The sequence below is a fragment of the Pseudomonas sp. TE21435 genome (assembly GCF_056279265.1).
Genome location: NZ_JBWBQZ010000001.1, coordinates 1,564,516 through 1,580,052, shown reverse-complemented (window position 1 = coordinate 1,580,052; position 15,537 = coordinate 1,564,516). Strand labels below are relative to the sequence as shown.

General features: G+C 66.0%; 10 protein-coding genes and 1 pseudogene. 6 read left to right on the top strand and 5 right to left on the bottom strand.

Annotation, left to right across the window (positions count from 1 at the left end; genetic code table 11):
• Positions 1-18: 18 nt before the first annotated feature.
• From ACZ9C1_RS07095 to ACZ9C1_RS07075, 5 genes are all read right to left on the bottom strand, one after another.
• Positions 19-1,599 (bottom strand): aldehyde dehydrogenase (NADP(+)), encoded by a 1,581-nt coding sequence (locus ACZ9C1_RS07095; RefSeq protein WP_476253806.1) that lies wholly within the window; start codon positions 1,597-1,599, stop codon positions 19-21.
• A 122-nt stretch (positions 1,600-1,721) separates the two neighbouring features.
• Positions 1,722-3,275: a galactarate dehydratase gene (gene garD / locus ACZ9C1_RS07090; RefSeq protein ID WP_277504461.1), complete on the bottom strand. Its 1,554-nt coding sequence runs from the start codon at positions 3,273-3,275 to the stop codon at positions 1,722-1,724.
• Positions 3,276-3,348: 73 nt separating this feature from the next.
• Entirely contained in the window at positions 3,349-4,698 is a 1,350-nt protein-coding gene (locus ACZ9C1_RS07085) for an MFS transporter (RefSeq protein ID WP_457378941.1), read from the bottom strand.
• A 102-nt stretch (positions 4,699-4,800) separates the two neighbouring features.
• Entirely contained in the window at positions 4,801-5,712 is a 912-nt protein-coding gene (gene kdgD / locus ACZ9C1_RS07080) for a 5-dehydro-4-deoxyglucarate dehydratase (RefSeq protein WP_476253805.1), read from the bottom strand.
• A 380-nt stretch (positions 5,713-6,092) separates the two neighbouring features.
• Positions 6,093-6,902 carry a gamma-glutamyl-gamma-aminobutyrate hydrolase family protein gene (locus ACZ9C1_RS07075; RefSeq protein ID WP_457378943.1) on the bottom strand — a complete coding sequence of 270 codons (810 nt, stop codon included), beginning with the start codon at positions 6,900-6,902 and terminating at the stop codon, positions 6,093-6,095.
• Positions 6,903-8,603: 1,701 nt separating this feature from the next.
• Here ACZ9C1_RS07075 and ACZ9C1_RS07070 point away from each other — a divergent pair.
• The 6 genes and pseudogenes from ACZ9C1_RS07070 to ACZ9C1_RS07045 all read left to right on the top strand — a co-directional run.
• Positions 8,604-9,006: pseudogene (locus ACZ9C1_RS07070) on the top strand (transposase); the annotation flags it as partial.
• Between the two features lie 280 nt (positions 9,007-9,286).
• Positions 9,287-10,837 (top strand): ShlB/FhaC/HecB family hemolysin secretion/activation protein, encoded by a 1,551-nt coding sequence (locus tag ACZ9C1_RS07065; RefSeq protein WP_277505622.1) that lies wholly within the window; start codon positions 9,287-9,289, stop codon positions 10,835-10,837.
• A gap of 40 nt (positions 10,838-10,877) precedes the next feature.
• Complete coding sequence (locus ACZ9C1_RS07060) at positions 10,878-12,680, top strand: DUF2341 domain-containing protein (RefSeq protein ID WP_476253804.1); 1,803 nt, start codon at positions 10,878-10,880, stop codon at positions 12,678-12,680.
• A gap of 10 nt (positions 12,681-12,690) precedes the next feature.
• Positions 12,691-13,116 (top strand): ExbD/TolR family protein, encoded by a 426-nt coding sequence (locus ACZ9C1_RS07055; protein ID WP_046855393.1) that lies wholly within the window; start codon positions 12,691-12,693, stop codon positions 13,114-13,116.
• An 8-nt stretch (positions 13,117-13,124) separates the two neighbouring features.
• A complete protein-coding gene (locus ACZ9C1_RS07050) occupies positions 13,125-13,799 on the top strand; it encodes an energy transducer TonB family protein (RefSeq protein WP_046855394.1) in 675 nt (224 codons plus the stop codon).
• Between the two features lie 38 nt (positions 13,800-13,837).
• Positions 13,838-15,535, top strand: coding sequence for a putative porin (locus ACZ9C1_RS07045; protein WP_214501748.1), 1,698 nt, complete (start codon positions 13,838-13,840; stop codon positions 15,533-15,535).
• Positions 15,536-15,537 lie beyond the last annotated feature (2 nt).

Genomic DNA, 15,537 nt, shown 5'->3' with positions numbered 1-15,537 from the left:
GTGACGCTTTCAGGGCGCTCAAATCGCCTGATCGGACCACTGCCCATTCACCAGGCGCCGCACGCCCAGCGGGTTGCCGTCACGCAACGCCTCCGGCAGCAAAGCCTGCGGGTAGTTCTGGTAGCACACCGGCCGCAGGAAGCGATCGATCGCCAGCGTTCCCACCGAAGTGCCACGGGCATCCGAGGTCGCCGGGTAAGGCCCGCCATGGACCATGGCGTCGCACACCTCGACCCCGGTCGGGTAGCCATTGACCAGGATGCGCCCGACCTTCTCTTCGAGCAGAGGCACCAGCCAGGCAAAGGCTTCGAGATCCTCCGGCTCGCCGATCAACGTGGCGGTGAGCTGGCCGCGCAGGCCGAGCAGGGCGGCGCGCAACTGTGCCTCGTCGGCAACCTCCACGGCCACCGTGGCCGGGCCGAACACCTCCTCCTGCAGCAGCGGGTCGGCCTCTGCCAGCAGGCGGGCATCGGCCTTGAACAGCTGGGCGCGGGCCTGATCGCCTTGCTGCGGCTGGCCCGCCAGATGCTGGATGCCGGCGTGGGCCTGCAGATGCTCCAGGCCGCCGACATAACTGCGCAGGCCGCCGGCATTGAGCAACGTCTGCCCGGCCTGCTGATCCAGGTGTCGGCCCAACTCGCCCAGCAGTTGGCTGAAGCCTGGGGACTGCAAGCCGATCACCATCCCGGGATTGGTGCAAAACTGGCCGGCGCCCAGGCACACCGAGCCTGCCAGTTCGCGGGCGATGGCCTCGCCGCGCTTGGCCAGGGCGCCGGGCAGGACGATCACCGGGTTGATGCTGGACATCTCGGCGAACACCGGAATCGGTTGCGGCCGCTCGGCGGCCATGCGGCACAGCGAGTCGCCGCCCTTCAGCGAGCCGGTGAAGCCGACGGCCTGGATGGCCGGGTGCTTGACCAGCCATTCGCCGACACCACCGCCGAACACCATGTTGAACACGCCCTTGGGCATGCCGGTGCGGTCGGCGGCGCGCAGGATGGCGCAGGCCACCAGGTCGGCGGTGGCCATATGGCCGCTGTGGGCCTTGAACACCACCGGGCAGCCGGCGGCCAGGGCCGCGGCAGTGTCGCCACCGGCGGTGGAGAAGGCCAGCGGGAAGTTGCTGGCACCGAACACCGCCACCGGGCCGACCCCGATGCGCATCTGGCGGATGTCCACCCGTGGCAGCGGCTGACGCTCGGGCAGCGCCAGGTCGATGCGCGCGCCGAGGTAGTCGCCGCGACGCAGCACCTGGGCGAACAGGCGCATCTGGCCGCTGGTGCGGCCGCGCTCGCCCTGGATGCGCGCGGCGGGCAGGGCGGTTTCACGGCAGACGATGGCGACGAAGTGGTCGTCGAGTTCGTCCAGTTCGGCGGCGATGGCTTCGAGGAACTCGGCGCGGCGGGCCGGGGGCAGTTGGCGGAACGCGCTGAAGGCGTCGGCGGCGGCGCGGGCGGCACGGTCGACTTCGCCCTCGGTGGCCTGGGCGAAGCTGTAGGGCAGGGCTTCGCCGCTGGTGGCGTCGAGGCTGTGCAGGCGTTGCGGGCCAAGGGCGCTGCGCTGGCCGGCGATGAAGTTGTGGCCGAGGATTTCGGGCATGGAATGCTCCTGTAGATGAATGGCTGGGTTCAGGGCACTGGGCGAGTGCTACGCACTCGTTTCGCCGGCAAGCCGGCTCCCATAGGGGGCGTGTTGTCGGCGAAGGGCCCAGGCACGCTTCGTCAGGTGATGGGGGCCGGATTGAACAGGGTGATGTCGTTGTGCAGCTGGTGTTGTTCGGCCCAGGTCTGCCTGCGGCCACTGGCCACGTCCAGGTAGTAATGGAACAGCTCCCAGCCCAGCTCCTCGATGCTCGCCCGGCCGCTGGCGATGCGCCCGGCGTCGATGTCGATGAGGTCCGGCCAGCGCTGGGCCAGCTCGCTGCGGGTGCACACCTTGACCACCGGCGCCATGGCCAGGCCATAGGGCGTGCCGCGACCAGTGGTGAACACATGCAGGTTCATCCCGGCCGCCAGCTGCAAGGTGCCGCAGACGAAGTCGCTGGCCGGGGTGGCGCAGAAGATCAGGCCCTTGCGCGTTACCCGCTCGCCGGGCCCGAGCACGCCCTGGATCGCGCCGCTGCCGGACTTGATGATCGAGCCCAGGGCTTTTTCGACGATGTTGGACAAGCCGCCTTTCTTGTTGCCCGGCGTGGTGTTGGCGCTGCGATCAGCGGCGCCCTGCTGCAGGTAGCGGTCGTACCAGTCCATTTCGCGCACCAATGCTTCGGCGACCTCCGGCGTTTCGGCGCGGGAGGTGAGCATGTAGATGGCGTCGCGCACCTCGGTAACTTCCGAGAACAGCACCGTCGCGCCGGCGCGCACCAGCAGGTCGGCGGCATAGCCCAGCGCCGGGTTGGCGGTGATGCCGGAGAAGGCGTCGCTGCCGCCGCACTGCATGCCGAGGATCAGTTCGCTGGCCGGCACGCTCTCGCGGCGGCGCTGGTCGAGCTTTTTCAGGCGGGTCTCGGCCAGGGCCATGATCTGCTCGATCATCTCGCCAAAGCCCAGCGTCGCATCCTGCAGGCGGTACAGCCACGGCTCGCTGAGGTCCACAGACGGATCGCCGTCGTGCATCACCTGGCCGGCCTGGAGCTTTTCGCAGCCCAGGCTGATGACCAGCGCCTCGCCGCCTAGGTTGGGGTTGCGCGCCAGGTTGCGCACGGTGCGGATCGGGATGTAGGCGTCGCGGGCGTTGATCGCCACGCCGCAGCCGTAGCTGTGGGTGAGGGCGACCACATCGTCGACATTGGGGTAGCGGGGCAGCAGTTCGGCGCGGATACGCTTGACCGCGTGGTCGAGCACGCCGGTCACGCACTGCACGGTGGTGGTGATGCCGAGGATATTGCGGGTGCCGACGCTGCCGTCGGCGTTGCGGTAGCCCTCGAAGGTGAAGCCGTCGAGTGGCGGCAGGGCGGCGGGCACGGCGTCGCAGCGTGGCAGGCTGGCAAGCTCGGGCGCGGCCGGCATCGCCAGTTGATCTTCCTTGACCCAACTGCCCTGGCGCAGGTCGGCCAGGGCATGGCCGATGACCTGGCCATAGCGGCGCACCGCCTCGCCCTTGCGGATGTCCACGGTGGCAACCTTGTGGCTCTGCGGCACGCCCTCGACCAGGGTCAGGCCATCGGCAAAGCGCGCGCCTTCGCCCAGGCCGCCGTCGTTGACCACCACCACGACGTTGTCGTCGGGGTGCAGGCGCACGTAGCGGGGCGACTCGGAATGTTCGATCAACTGCATGGTCAGGCCCTTCTTGTCTTGTCTCTCAGGCGTGGTGCTGTCGCCAGCGCCGTTGGGCGCCGACGTGTCCGGCTTACTGGCGGGCCAGTTCGGCGTCGGGCGTAGGTTCGCGCTTGGGCGGCTCCTTGAGCTCGATGCGCTTGATCGGGCCGACGATCACCAGGTAGCTGAACACTGCCACCAGGGCGTTGGCGCCCACATACACCAGGGCCCATTTGAACGAACCGGTGGCGCTGATGATGTAGCCAATGACGATCGGCGTGGTGATCGAGGCGATGTTGCCGAAGGTGTTGAACAGCCCGCCCGACAGGCCGGCGATCTGCTTGGGCGAGGTGTCGGCGACCACCGCCCAGCCCAGGGCGCCGATGCCCTTGCCGAAGAACGCCAGGGTCATGAAGCCGACCACCATCCACTCGGCCTCGACGTAGTTGCAGAACACCATGGTGGTCGACAGCAGCAGGCCGCAGACGATCGGCAGCTTGCGCGAGAAGGTCAACGAGTTGCCGCGGCGCAGCAGCCAGTCCGACAGCACCCCGCCCAGCACCCCGCCGATGAAGCCGCATACCGCTGGCAACGAAGCGATGAAGCCGGCCTTGAGGATGGTCATGCCGCGCTCCTGCACCAGGTACACCGGGAACCAGGTGAGGAAGAAGTAGGTGATGGCGTTGATGCAGTACTGGCCGAGGTAGACGCCCAGCAGCATGCGGCTGGTCAGCAGCTGCTTGATGTAGCCCCATTTCGGGCCGTCGCCGCCGCGTTTCTGGTCCATGTCCACCAGGCCGCCGTTCTGTTCGATGTGCTCGAGCTCACTGCTGCTGATGCGTGGGTGCTGGCGCGGGTTGTAGAGGGTCTTCATCCACACCGCCGAAAACACGATACCCAGTACGCCCATGACCACGAACACATGTTCCCAGCCGAAGGTGAAGACGATCCAGCCCATGATCGGGGCGAACAGCGCGGTGGCGAAGTACTGCGCCGAGTTGAAGATCGCCGAGGCGGTGCCGCGCTCCTGGGTGGGGAACCAGGCCGCGACGATCCGCGCGTTGCCGGGGAACGACGGCGCTTCGGCGAAGCCCACCAGGAAGCGCAGGGTGAACAGCGTGACCACCGCCCAGGCCACCGGCAGCCCGCCGACGAAGCCCTGCAGCAGGGTGAACAGCGACCAGGTGAAGATGCTGAAGGCGTAGACGTTCTTCGAGCCGAAGCGGTCGAGCAGCCAGCCGCCGGGGATCTGCCCGGCCACATAGGCCCAGCCGAAGGCGGAGAAGATGTAGCCGAGGGTAACCGCGTCGATGCCCAGGTCTTTCTGCAGGCTGGAACCGGCGATGGCGATGGTGGCGCGGTCGGCGTAGTTGATGGTGGTCACCAGGAACAGCATCAACAGGATCAGGTAGCGTACATGCGTCTTTTGCGTCGCTTGCATGCTGGTTACTCCCACTCGTTATTTTTATACGGGGATCGGTTGTCGGCCGGAGCGAGTCGAACCTGCTCCGGCGGCGGCATTGGCAGGCCGCGGGGCGCTCGCTTATTGCGGGCCCATCTTGTCCATCAGCGCGGCGAGCATCTCGTACTCCTGCGCGGTGAGGTCGGTCAGCGGCGTGCGCACAGGGCCCGCGTCGTAACCGGCGAGCTTCGCCCCGGCCTTGACGATGCTCACGGCGTAACCGGCCTTGCGGTTGCGGATGTCCAGGTACGGCAGGAAGAAGTCGTCGATCAGCTTGGCCACGGTGGCGTGATCGTCGCGGGCGATGGCGTGGTAGAAGTCCATCGCGGTCTTGGGCACGAAGTTGAACACCGCCGACGAGTACACCGGCACGCCGAGCGCCTTGTACGCCGCAGCATACACCTCGGCGGTGGGCAGGCCACCCAGGTAGCTGAAACGATCGCCCAGGCGGCGACGAATCGACACCATCAGCTCGATGTCGCCCAGACCGTCCTTGTAGCCGATCAGGTTCGGGCAGCGCTCGGCCAGGCGTTCCAGCAGGTCGGCGTTCAGCCGGCAGACGTTGCGGTTGTATACCACCACGCCGATGTTAACTGCCTTGCACACCGCCTCGACATGGGCGGCGACGCCGTCCTGGCTGGCTTCGGTGAGGTAGTGGGGCAGCAGCAGCAGGCCCTTGGCGCCCAGGCGTTCAGCCTCTTTGGCGTATTCGATGGCCTGGCGGGTCGAGCCGCCGACGCCAGCGAGGATCGGTACCGAGGTGGCGCAGGTGTCGACGGCAGTCTTGATCACCTGGCTGTACTCGCTGGCGGCCAGGGAGAAGAACTCGCCGGTGCCACCGGCGGCGAACAGCGCGCTGGCGCCATACGGGGCGAGCCATTCCAGGCGTTTGACATAGCCTGCGGGGTTGAAGTCGCCGGCCGCGTCGAAGTCGGTGACGGGGAACGACAGCAGGCCGTGGGAGAGGATGGATTGCAGTTCTTTTGGGGTCATTGTTGTAGGCATCCTGTGGCGCTTGGAAGGAGGAGGTACCAAGGTGAGAGGTAAGTTATCGTACAACTATTGAGATGACTAGACCCTGGACACGGAATTTTTTGGACGCACGGGACGGATGACCTCATCGCGGATGAATCCGCTCCTACAGGATCGCGCGAATCTGTAGGAGCGGATTCATCCGCGATGAGGCCAATGCAGGCGAGACGACTTTTTCAAGTCATCGTATCTCTTAAGGGAAGGAAAAAAGATCGCGGAGACAGGCACAAGCCCGCCGCCCGCTTCCACGGGAGGTGTTCTGGGACCAGCAGAGGGTGACCGTGGGAAACGGGGGCGACCTTGCGCCGCCCCGCGATCAAAGCTAACGAAGCTTCAGAGGGTCAGGCGGCCTGGTTGCGCTTGACCTGGGACTTGCGGACCTGGGCGCGGCAGGCGTCGCCGAAGGCCTGGAACATCTTGATCGAGTCGGGGTTCTTCGCCGCCTGCCACTCCGGGTGCCACTGCACCGCGAACAGGAAGGGCGAGATGCTCGGGGCGTGGATCGCCTCGACCAGGCCATCCTCGGCATGGGCGATCGGCTCGAGGCCGGCACCCAGGTTGCGCAGGCCCTGGCCGTGCAGCGAGTTGACGCGAATTTCGTCGCTACCTAGGGTGTCGCGCAGCCAGCTGCCCGGCTTGATCTTCACTCCGTGCACCTGGGCGTACTGGACCTCGACCGGATCTTCCGGGTTTTCCCGGTGGTCGTTGAAGCCTGGCTCGGCGTAGACCTTCTGGTAGATGTCGCCACCGAGGGCCACGTTGATTTCCTGCATGCCGCGGCAGATGCCGAAGATCGGCAGGCCACGCTTGATCGCCGCTTTGACCAGCGGGATATCGAACAGGTCGCGGTCCTTGTCCTGGCCCTTGCCGGGGGTCTGGTTGTCCTGGCCGTAGAGGGCCGGGTCGATGTTGCTGCCGGCACCGGTCAGGTACACGCCGTCGGCCATGTCCAGGTAGGTCTCGAGGTCTTCGACGCCGCAGCAGGTGGGCACCAGGACCGGGACACAACCGGAGAACTCGACCAGCGGGGAAATATATTTGTGGGTCATGACCTGATAGTCATGGCCTTTGCGCTCTTGGCTGCCCATGGTCATCAGGACGACGGGTTTGCGCAGGGAAGGTTGCTTGTTGCCAATGTTGCTGTTGGACATATGTCACCTTGAGACAGGTCATGCCTGTCGTTGTTGTGCAGGCGCACGGCCGGGGCCTTGAGTGCTGCCTGAAGCCCCGAGCACTGCCGGCTCGCCCTGCAGGCGATGTCGGTCGGGGCCTGACTCATAGCTTGCCAGAGCCGTTCGATATGTCAAACGAGTGACGAAGCCCCAAGCCGCCATTTTACGGGGGCTGTAGGCCGTCGGAGCCTTGAGTGACAAGGGTTTGGCGCAAGCGAGGTCAATAATATTTAACGACGCAGTCGGCTCTTTGCACCAATGCAATGTCATGCAGGCATGCTCCGCAAGATCATTACGTCCAGTCCAGCCCAAGTCCAGCCCCAACCCAGCTTTTGCCTTTGCCCTTGCTGTTGCTTCTAAGCGCGCGATAGTTCAGGCGACACAAATTGCGACTTCAGGAGGCCGAACGGAGGGCTTGCGCAGGGAGGTGACGGGCATGGATGCCCGTCAAGCGCCGATTAGGCCATGGATGGCCCGTCGGCGCGTCCACCCGGAGCGAGCCCGGAGTGAGGGGACCCCGGAGCGAAGCGTAGGGGCCGGATGAATGGAGCCGAACGGTTTTGCCTCCTTTTCCCAAGAGAAAAGGAGGTCGCCGTAAAGGCGAAAAGGTGAGTATGCGTCGACATGGCGAATGAATGCGCATATAAACTTTTAAAACACACGCTGTGTATGTCAAAGTCAAAGTCAAAGTCAAAGTCAAAGTCAAAGTCAAAGTCAAAGTCAAATGCGATCGGCGTGGGTTTTCACAGTTTTAAGCGCATTCATTTGCTATAATGACGCATAGTCACCTTTTCGCCCTTACGGCGAGTCACTTTTTGTCAAACGCGACAAAAAGTAACCAAAAAACGCTGCGCTCCATTCATCCGGCCCTCCGCTTCGCTCCGGGTCCCCTCACTCCGGCCTTGCTCCCGGGAGGACCGCGCTGAACGCCCCATCCTGGGGCGCAGCGCTTGACGGGCATCCATGCCCGTCACCTCCCTCCGCAAGACCTCCGTTCGGCCTCCTGAAGTCGCGAAGTTACGGGCGGCGCCTGGACTAACGCAGCTAGTCGCTAGTTGCCATCGTGGGAACTCTAGATCAACATCGCGGGGCAAGCCCGCTCCCACGATAGTTTGACTACGTTGTTCAACGTGGGAGCGGGCTTGCCCCGCGATGGTGTAATGAAGAACAACACTTCATCCACTAATAATCCAAAATGTCTGCTCTTGATCTTGCTTCTAAGCGCGCGGTAGTTCAGGCGACACAAATTGCGACTTCAGGAGGCCGAGTGGAGTTCTTGCGTAGTGGGGCGACGGCCATGGATGGCCGTCGAGCGCTGCGCCCCAGGATGGGGCGTACAGCGCGGTACCCACGGGAGCAAGAACGGAGCGAGGGAACCCCGTAGCGAAGCGTAGGGGCCGTATGAACGGAGCCGAACGGTTTTGCCTACTTTTGTCAAGACAAAAGTAGGTCGCCGTAAGGGCGAAAAGGTGACTAAATGTCGACATCTTCTACGAATGCGCAAACAAACATCAAAACAATCACTTCCGACCCCAACCCCCTCGAAACCACCCCCTCTGATGAACCTTTCATGACAAAACTTCGGTAGCAATCCGCCACCCCCGTCAAAGCCATGGACACCAACAAGGCACCTGGCCATCAGGCCGATGAAGCCTTGAGAACCGGCCTGGGAGCGGGGCAATGGGCACTATGGAACGCTACACGAAAGTGGGAATGCAGGAGCTCGACCAGCGTCTGGCCAAGATCGTCGAGGCCGCCCGCAAGCAGCCCGTCTCGGTCTACCGCTACGGCGCCCCCTGGGTATGGATCGTCTCCCAGGACGACTGGCAGGGCGCCCTGCGCGAGGTGGCCAGCTGCGTGCCGCCCGGCCATTCGCTGGCGCTGCTCAAGCCGCGCATAGAGGCATTGCTGGACGCGCACCAGCCCGCGCTGGCGCTGCTGGCCGAACAGCAGGGCATGATCATCGCCCCGCGCACGCTGATGCATGTGCTGCTGCTGCAGCTGCTGTATTCGGTGCCCAGCGAAAAGCAGCTCTACGAACAGCTCAACTACAACCTGCTGTTCCGCTGGTTCACCGGCCTGGAGCTGAAATCGCGGGTGTGGAACTTCAGCCTGTTCAGCCATGACCTCGGCGTGCTGCTGGGCAGCGCCATGGCCGTTTCGCTGCTGCAGCGCATGGTCGACGAAGTGCTCGGCGCGAGCCTGCAGGCCATGCCCGAGTTCAGCCTCAACCTGGCCCTGTTGCACAGCTGGCTGGCCCGCCACCAAGGTCAGGCCGCACCCAGCGACAACCACTAGCAAACCAACGAATTCCTGGCGCTCAAGGGGGCGGTGTGGAGCATTTTTTCTTCAAGCGATGCGGCATGGGCGCAGGGGCGCTGCTGTGCCTGCTGGCGGTCGAGGTGGCCGCGAACGAGGCGCAGCGCCGGGTCGAGATCAACGAATACGTGGTGCGCGGCAACACCGTGCTCGACGCCCAGGCCATCGAAGAGGCGGTCTATCCCTACCTGGGGCCGGACAAGACCCTGGCCGACCTCGAAGGCGCCCGCGAGGCGTTGCAGAAAAGCTATCAGGCCCGGGGCTACCAGTCGGTGTTCGTCGAGCTGCCCGAGCAGAAGGTCGAAGGCGGCGTGGTCTACCTGCAGGTGAGCGAAACCAAGGTCGGGCGGGTACGGGTGGTGGGTGCCAAGCATTACTCGCCGCTGGAGATCCGTGAACAGGTGCCGGCGTTGGAGGAGGGCAAGGTCCCCGATTTCGCCCAGGTACAGAACGAGCTGGCCACGCTCAATCGTGCCCCGGGGCGGCAGGTCATGCCACTGGTGCGCGAAGGCCAGCGCCCGGGCACCATGGACGTCGACCTGCAGGTCGAGGACAAGCAACCCTGGAACCTGAGCCTGGGCCTGAACAACGACCACAGCGCCGATACCGAGAAGCTGCGCAGTGTCGTCAGCCTGGGCTACAACAACCTCTGGCAGGCCGGCCACAGCGTCTCGCTGACCTGGTTCACCGCGCCCCAGGACCGTGACAACGCCGAGGTCTGGTCCGGGTCCTACGCCGCGCCGCTGAACGAGCGCTGGACCGTGCAGTTCTCCGGCTACCACTCCGACAGCAACGTCGCCACGGTGGGCGGTACCAATGTGTTGGGCAAGGGCCATTCCTACGGCGTTTCGGCGATCTATAACCTGCCGGGCGTCGGCGCCTGGGCCAACGCCCTGTCGATCGGCGTGGACTTCAAGGACTTCGACGAACAGGTCGGCCTGGGCGGCAGCAGCGACAAGGTCCCGCTCAAGTACGCCCCGATCACCCTGGGCTATACCGGCTACCGCTTCACCGAACAGGACCAGCTGAGCCTCGGCCTGAGCCTGGTGGCCGGGACGCGCAGCCTGCTGGGCTATGGCAGCGACGATTCCGAGTTCGATTACAAGCGCTACCGCGCCGACTCCAGCTTCGCCGCGCTCAAGGGCGACGGCAGCTACACCTTCGACTTCGCCGGCGCCTGGCAGAGCGCCTCCAAGCTGGCCTTCCAGCTGGCCTCGGGGCCGTTGGTGTCGAACGAACAGTTTGCCGCCGGTGGCGCCACCTCGGTGCGCGGCTATCTCGCCGCCGAACGCACCGGGGACGACGGCCTGCTGTTCTCCCAGGAACTGCGCACCCCCTCCATTGGCCGCTACGTCGGCAGCTACATCAGCGACTGGCGCTTCTACCTGTTCGCCGAGGGTGCCCAGTTGCGCCTGCAGGACGCACTGCCCGAGCAGGACGACAGCTACAGCCTGGCCAGCGTCGGCGTCGGCACCCGCGCCACGCTCAACGACTGGTTGTCCGGCAGCCTCGACTGGGCCGTGCCGCTCAAGGACGGCCCCAACACCGACAAGAACGCTTCCCGCGTGCACTTCAGCGTGCAGGCGACTTTCTGAACGATTGACCTACTGACCGGCATCGGCCTGGAGACCTCTCATGCAACGCCTGATATTGACCTTGCTGCTGTGCCTGGGCTTCGCCCTGCCGGGCAGCGCCAGTGCCTGGTGGCAGGACGACTGGATGTACCGCAAGCAGATCGCCGTGGACACCACGCCCCAGGGCGCCGGCCTGACCCAGGCGCTGGGCCGCACCGCGCTGCTGGTGCGCCTGCACACCGGCAACTTCAGCTTCGACGGCGTCAGCGAAACCGGCGCGGACATCCGCTTCGTCGCTGCCGACGACAAGACCGTGCTCAACCACCATGTCGAGCAGTTCGATCCACTGATGGGCATGGCGCTGATCTGGGTCGACGTGCCGCGTATCGAGCCTGGCCAGCGCCAGGACCTGTGGATGTACTACGGCAACCCCAAGGCCCAGGCACCCGCCGGCCAGCCGAGCTTCGACGCCGACTACACCGCGCTCTACCACTTCGACGGTGCCACCGCCCGTGACGCCAGTCCTTACGGTAACCAGCTGCAAGGACCAACGGTCAGTGTCGATGGTGTGATTGGCCGGGCCATCCAGCTCGGGGGACAAGCCTTGCAACTGCCCGCCAGCGCCTCGCTGCAACTGCCGGCGGGCGCGGCGTTCAGCTTCAGCACCTGGCTGCGCCAGGACCAGGCGGTGGGTGAGCAACTGCTGCTGGCACGCCGCGAGGCCGGCCACAGCCTGCTGCTCGGCCTGGCCGAAGGCGTGCCCTTCATCGAGGTGGACGGCCAGCGTGCCGCCGCCAATCAGGCGCTCGGCGCCGGCCAATGGCAGCATCTGGCGCTGGTGGGCGAGGGCAACCTCACGCTGCTGCTCGAAGGCCAGCCGGTCGCGCGACTGGCCGCGAGCCTGGCGGCCTTCAGCGGCGCCATCGGCATCGGTGGCGACCTGCCCGCGGCCGAGGGCGAGGCCGCCGGCCACTACGCGACCTTTGTCGGCGCCCTGGACGAGCTGCGTGTTTCCCGCGTCGCCCGCAGCCAGGCCAGCCTGCAGGCCGACGTGCTGGCCCAGGGTGCCGAGTCGCGCCTGGTGGTCTATGGCGTCGACGAGGAACAATCCGGCTTCGGCTTCGGTGGCCTGGGCTTCCTGCTCAAGGCGGTGCCGGTGGACGCCTGGGTAATCATCGCTGTCCTGGTGCTGATGATGGTGCAGTCGTGGGTGATCATGCTGCGCAAGCAGCGCACGCTCAACCGCGTCACCGCCGCCAATACGCGCTTTCGCGAGCGCTTCGCCACGGTCGGCACGCGCCTCGAGCAGTTCGCCGACGATCAGGACCTGCATAAGCAACTGACTGACTCCTCGCTGTGGCGCCTGTACCTGGTGGCGGTGCAGGAAATCCGCACCCGCCGCGCCCAGGGCGCCGACACCCGTGAAGTGTCCGCGGCCACCATCGAGGCCATCCGCTGCTCCATGGACGGCGTGCGCACCCGCGAGAACCAGGCGCTGTCGGCGAAACTGTCGACCCTGTCCAACGCCATCGCCGGCGGCCCCTATATCGGCCTGCTGGGCACGGTGCTGGGGATCATGGTGGTGTTCCTCGGCACTGCCATGGCCGGCGACGTCAACATCAACGCCATCGCCCCGGGCATGGCCGCGGCGCTGCTGGCCACCGCCATGGGCCTGTTCGTCGCCATCCCCGCGCTGTTCGGCTACAACCGCCTGACCACGCGCAACCGCGAAGTCAGCGCTGACATGCGGGTGTTCGTCGACGAGTTCATCACCCGTCTGGCCGAGCTGCACGGCGAGGGCCAGGCCGGTGAAGCGGCGCTGCGTCCGGCCGGGCGCAGCGTCAACCCGTCGATCCCGGCGTGAGGAGGCAGCCATGGCATCCGTGAACAACGCCCAAGACGACGACGCCGACGCCGCGGTCGATAGCATCAACATCACCCCGCTGGTGGATGTGCTGATGGTGGTGCTGGTGATGTTCATCCTCACCGCCACCGCGCAGGTCTCCGGGATCCAGGTGCAACTGCCCAAGGCCAGCGCCACGGTGTCGCTGGCCCAGCCCAAGACCAAGGCGATCTCGATCAACGATGCCGGCCAGGTATTCCTCGACGCCTACCCGGTGACGCTGCAGGAGCTGGAGGACCGCCTGCGCAGCGAAAAGGCGCGCAGCCCGGATTTCCCGTTGATCGTGCGCGGTGACGCGGGTGTGCAGTACCAGAAAGTGGTCGAGGTGCTCGACCTGCTGCGCCGTCTCGAACTGGCCCAGGTCGGGCTGGTCACCGGCAAGCCGAACCAGGGGTGAGGGCAGGCATGGAACCTAAAGCCAACTTCCGCCGCCTGCTGACCTGGGCCGTGCTCGCCGTCGCTGGCGCGGGCCTGGCCTGGCTGCTGTGGCAGTGGGCCAACGACATGGCCGGGGTGCGCCGCGAGGCGCCCAAGGTGCCGGCGATCATCCCGCTGCCGCCGCCTCCACCGCCGCCCCCGCCCGAGCCGCCCAAGGAGCCTGAACCGCCGGTCGAGGAAAAGATCGTCGAGCCGCAGCCGGTGCCTGAGGCCGAGGAGGTCAAGCCCGCCGAGGACGCGCCGGACCCGGCCCAGGACCTGGCCGACCCCATGCAGATGGACGGCGACGCCCAAGCGGGCGGCGACAGCTTCAACGTCGGTGCTGGCAAGGGCGGCGGCATGGCCGGTGGCGGCGGTGGCGGCCTGGGCAGCGGCACCTACAGCCAGTACCTGGCCTATGCCTTCCAGCGCCTGCTGCGCGACAACCCCGAGCTGCGCAACCTGGTGTTCAACCTGCAGGCCGAGATCTGGCTCAGCGCCGCCGGCGAGATCACCCGGGTCGAGCTGCTGCGCGGCAGCGGCGAGCCGGAGGTGGACGCCCAGGTGCTCGCCGCCCTGCGCGGCGCCCGCGCCCTCGACCAGCGCCCGCCCGCCAACCTGACTTTGCCGGTGAAGATCGCCCTGCAGGGGCGCCGGCCATGAACAACGAAGCACGACTGACCCACAGGAGCTGCAAACCCATGAAGTGCCCAGTCAACCGATTGACCCTGGCGCTCGGCCTGCTGGCCGCCGCCACCGCGGTCGGTCCGGCCGTCGCCCACGCCGCGCCGTCGGAGAACGCGACCGTCAACCTGATCCGCCTGCTGGTGGAGCAGGGCGTGCTCAAGCAGGACAAGGCCGATGCGCTGATCGCCCAGGCCGAGCGCGAGGCCCAGCAGGCGCGGGCTGTCAGCGCCGCGCCGATCGTCGCCCAGGCCCCCGCGGCCAACGGCGAAGTGCGCGTGCAGTATGTGCCGGCCATCGTCCGTCAGCAGATCCGCGACGAGATCAAGGCCGAGGTGATGAACACCGCCAAGCAGGAAAACTGGGCCGCGCCCAACACTTTCCCCGACTGGGCCTCGCGCATCAGCTTCGACGGCGACCTGCGCCTGCGCTACGAATCGCGCGGCTACGCCGATGGCAACAGCAACGAGATCGTCGACTTCGCCAAGCTCAACGACAAGGGCCCGTACGATGTCAACGCCAACAGCGGCTCGACCCTGCCGCCGCTGCTTAACACCCGCGAGGACCGCGACAGCCTCCTGCGCCTGCGCGCGCGCTTCGGCCTCAAGGCCCAGCTGGCGGACAACTGGGTGGCCGGCATCCGCGTCGCCACCGGCTCCAACAACAACCCGGTGTCGACCACCCAGAACCTCGGTGGCGGCTTCGGCAAGAAGGACATCTGGCTCGACCAGGGCTATGTCACCTGGACGCCCAGCGAGCGACTGACGTTGACCGGCGGGCGCATCGCCAATCCGTTCATGTCCACCGACATCCTCTATTCCCACGACCTCAACTTCGATGGCGTGGCGGCGATCTTCGACCAGCCGCTGAACCGCGACCTCAGCCTGTTCGGCACCGTCGGCGCGTTCCCTGTGCAGTACAGCGACGACAGCGCCAGCAGCAACGGCCTGGACAAGGAGGACAGCGACAACAAGTGGCTGTACGGCGCGCAGCTGGGCGCGAAATGGGCGCTCAACGACCATCACCGCCTCAAGGGCGCGATGGCCTACTACCGCTTCGACGACATCGCCGGCGAGCGCTCCAGCCCCTGTGCGCCCTGGGATGGCCAGCCGGCCTGCGACAGCGACGAGACCCGCCCGACCTTCATGCAGAAGGGCAACACGGTGTTCCTGCTGCGCGACATCACGCCCAATCCGGCCAACCCGGCGGCCACGCCGCAGCCGCAGTTCGTCGGCATCGCCTCGGAGTTCGAACTGCTCGACCTGAACCTGGTGTGGGATGCCGACCTGCCCCATGACTTCAAGCTGCGCAGCCAGGCCGACTACATCCACAACCTGGCCTACGACGAGGGCGACATGCGCAAGCGTTCGGCCGGCCAGCTGGCCAACAACATCGACGAGAACGGCAACATCAAGAGCGGCGGCGACGCCTGGATGTTGCAGTTCACCCTGGGCAACGCCCTGGACATGCGCAAGGCCGGCGACTGGAACCTGTTCGCCGGCTACAAGCGCATCGAGCCTGACGCACTGCCGGACGGGTTCAACGACTCGAGCTTCCACCTCGGCGGCACCAACGCCAAGGGCTATTTCCTCGGTGGCAACTACGGCCTGGCCGACAACGTCTACGCTACAGCCCGTTGGTTGAGCAGCGAGGCAGTCTACGGCGCGCCGTTTGACATCGATGTGCTACAACTTGAAGTCAACACGCGGTTCTAGGG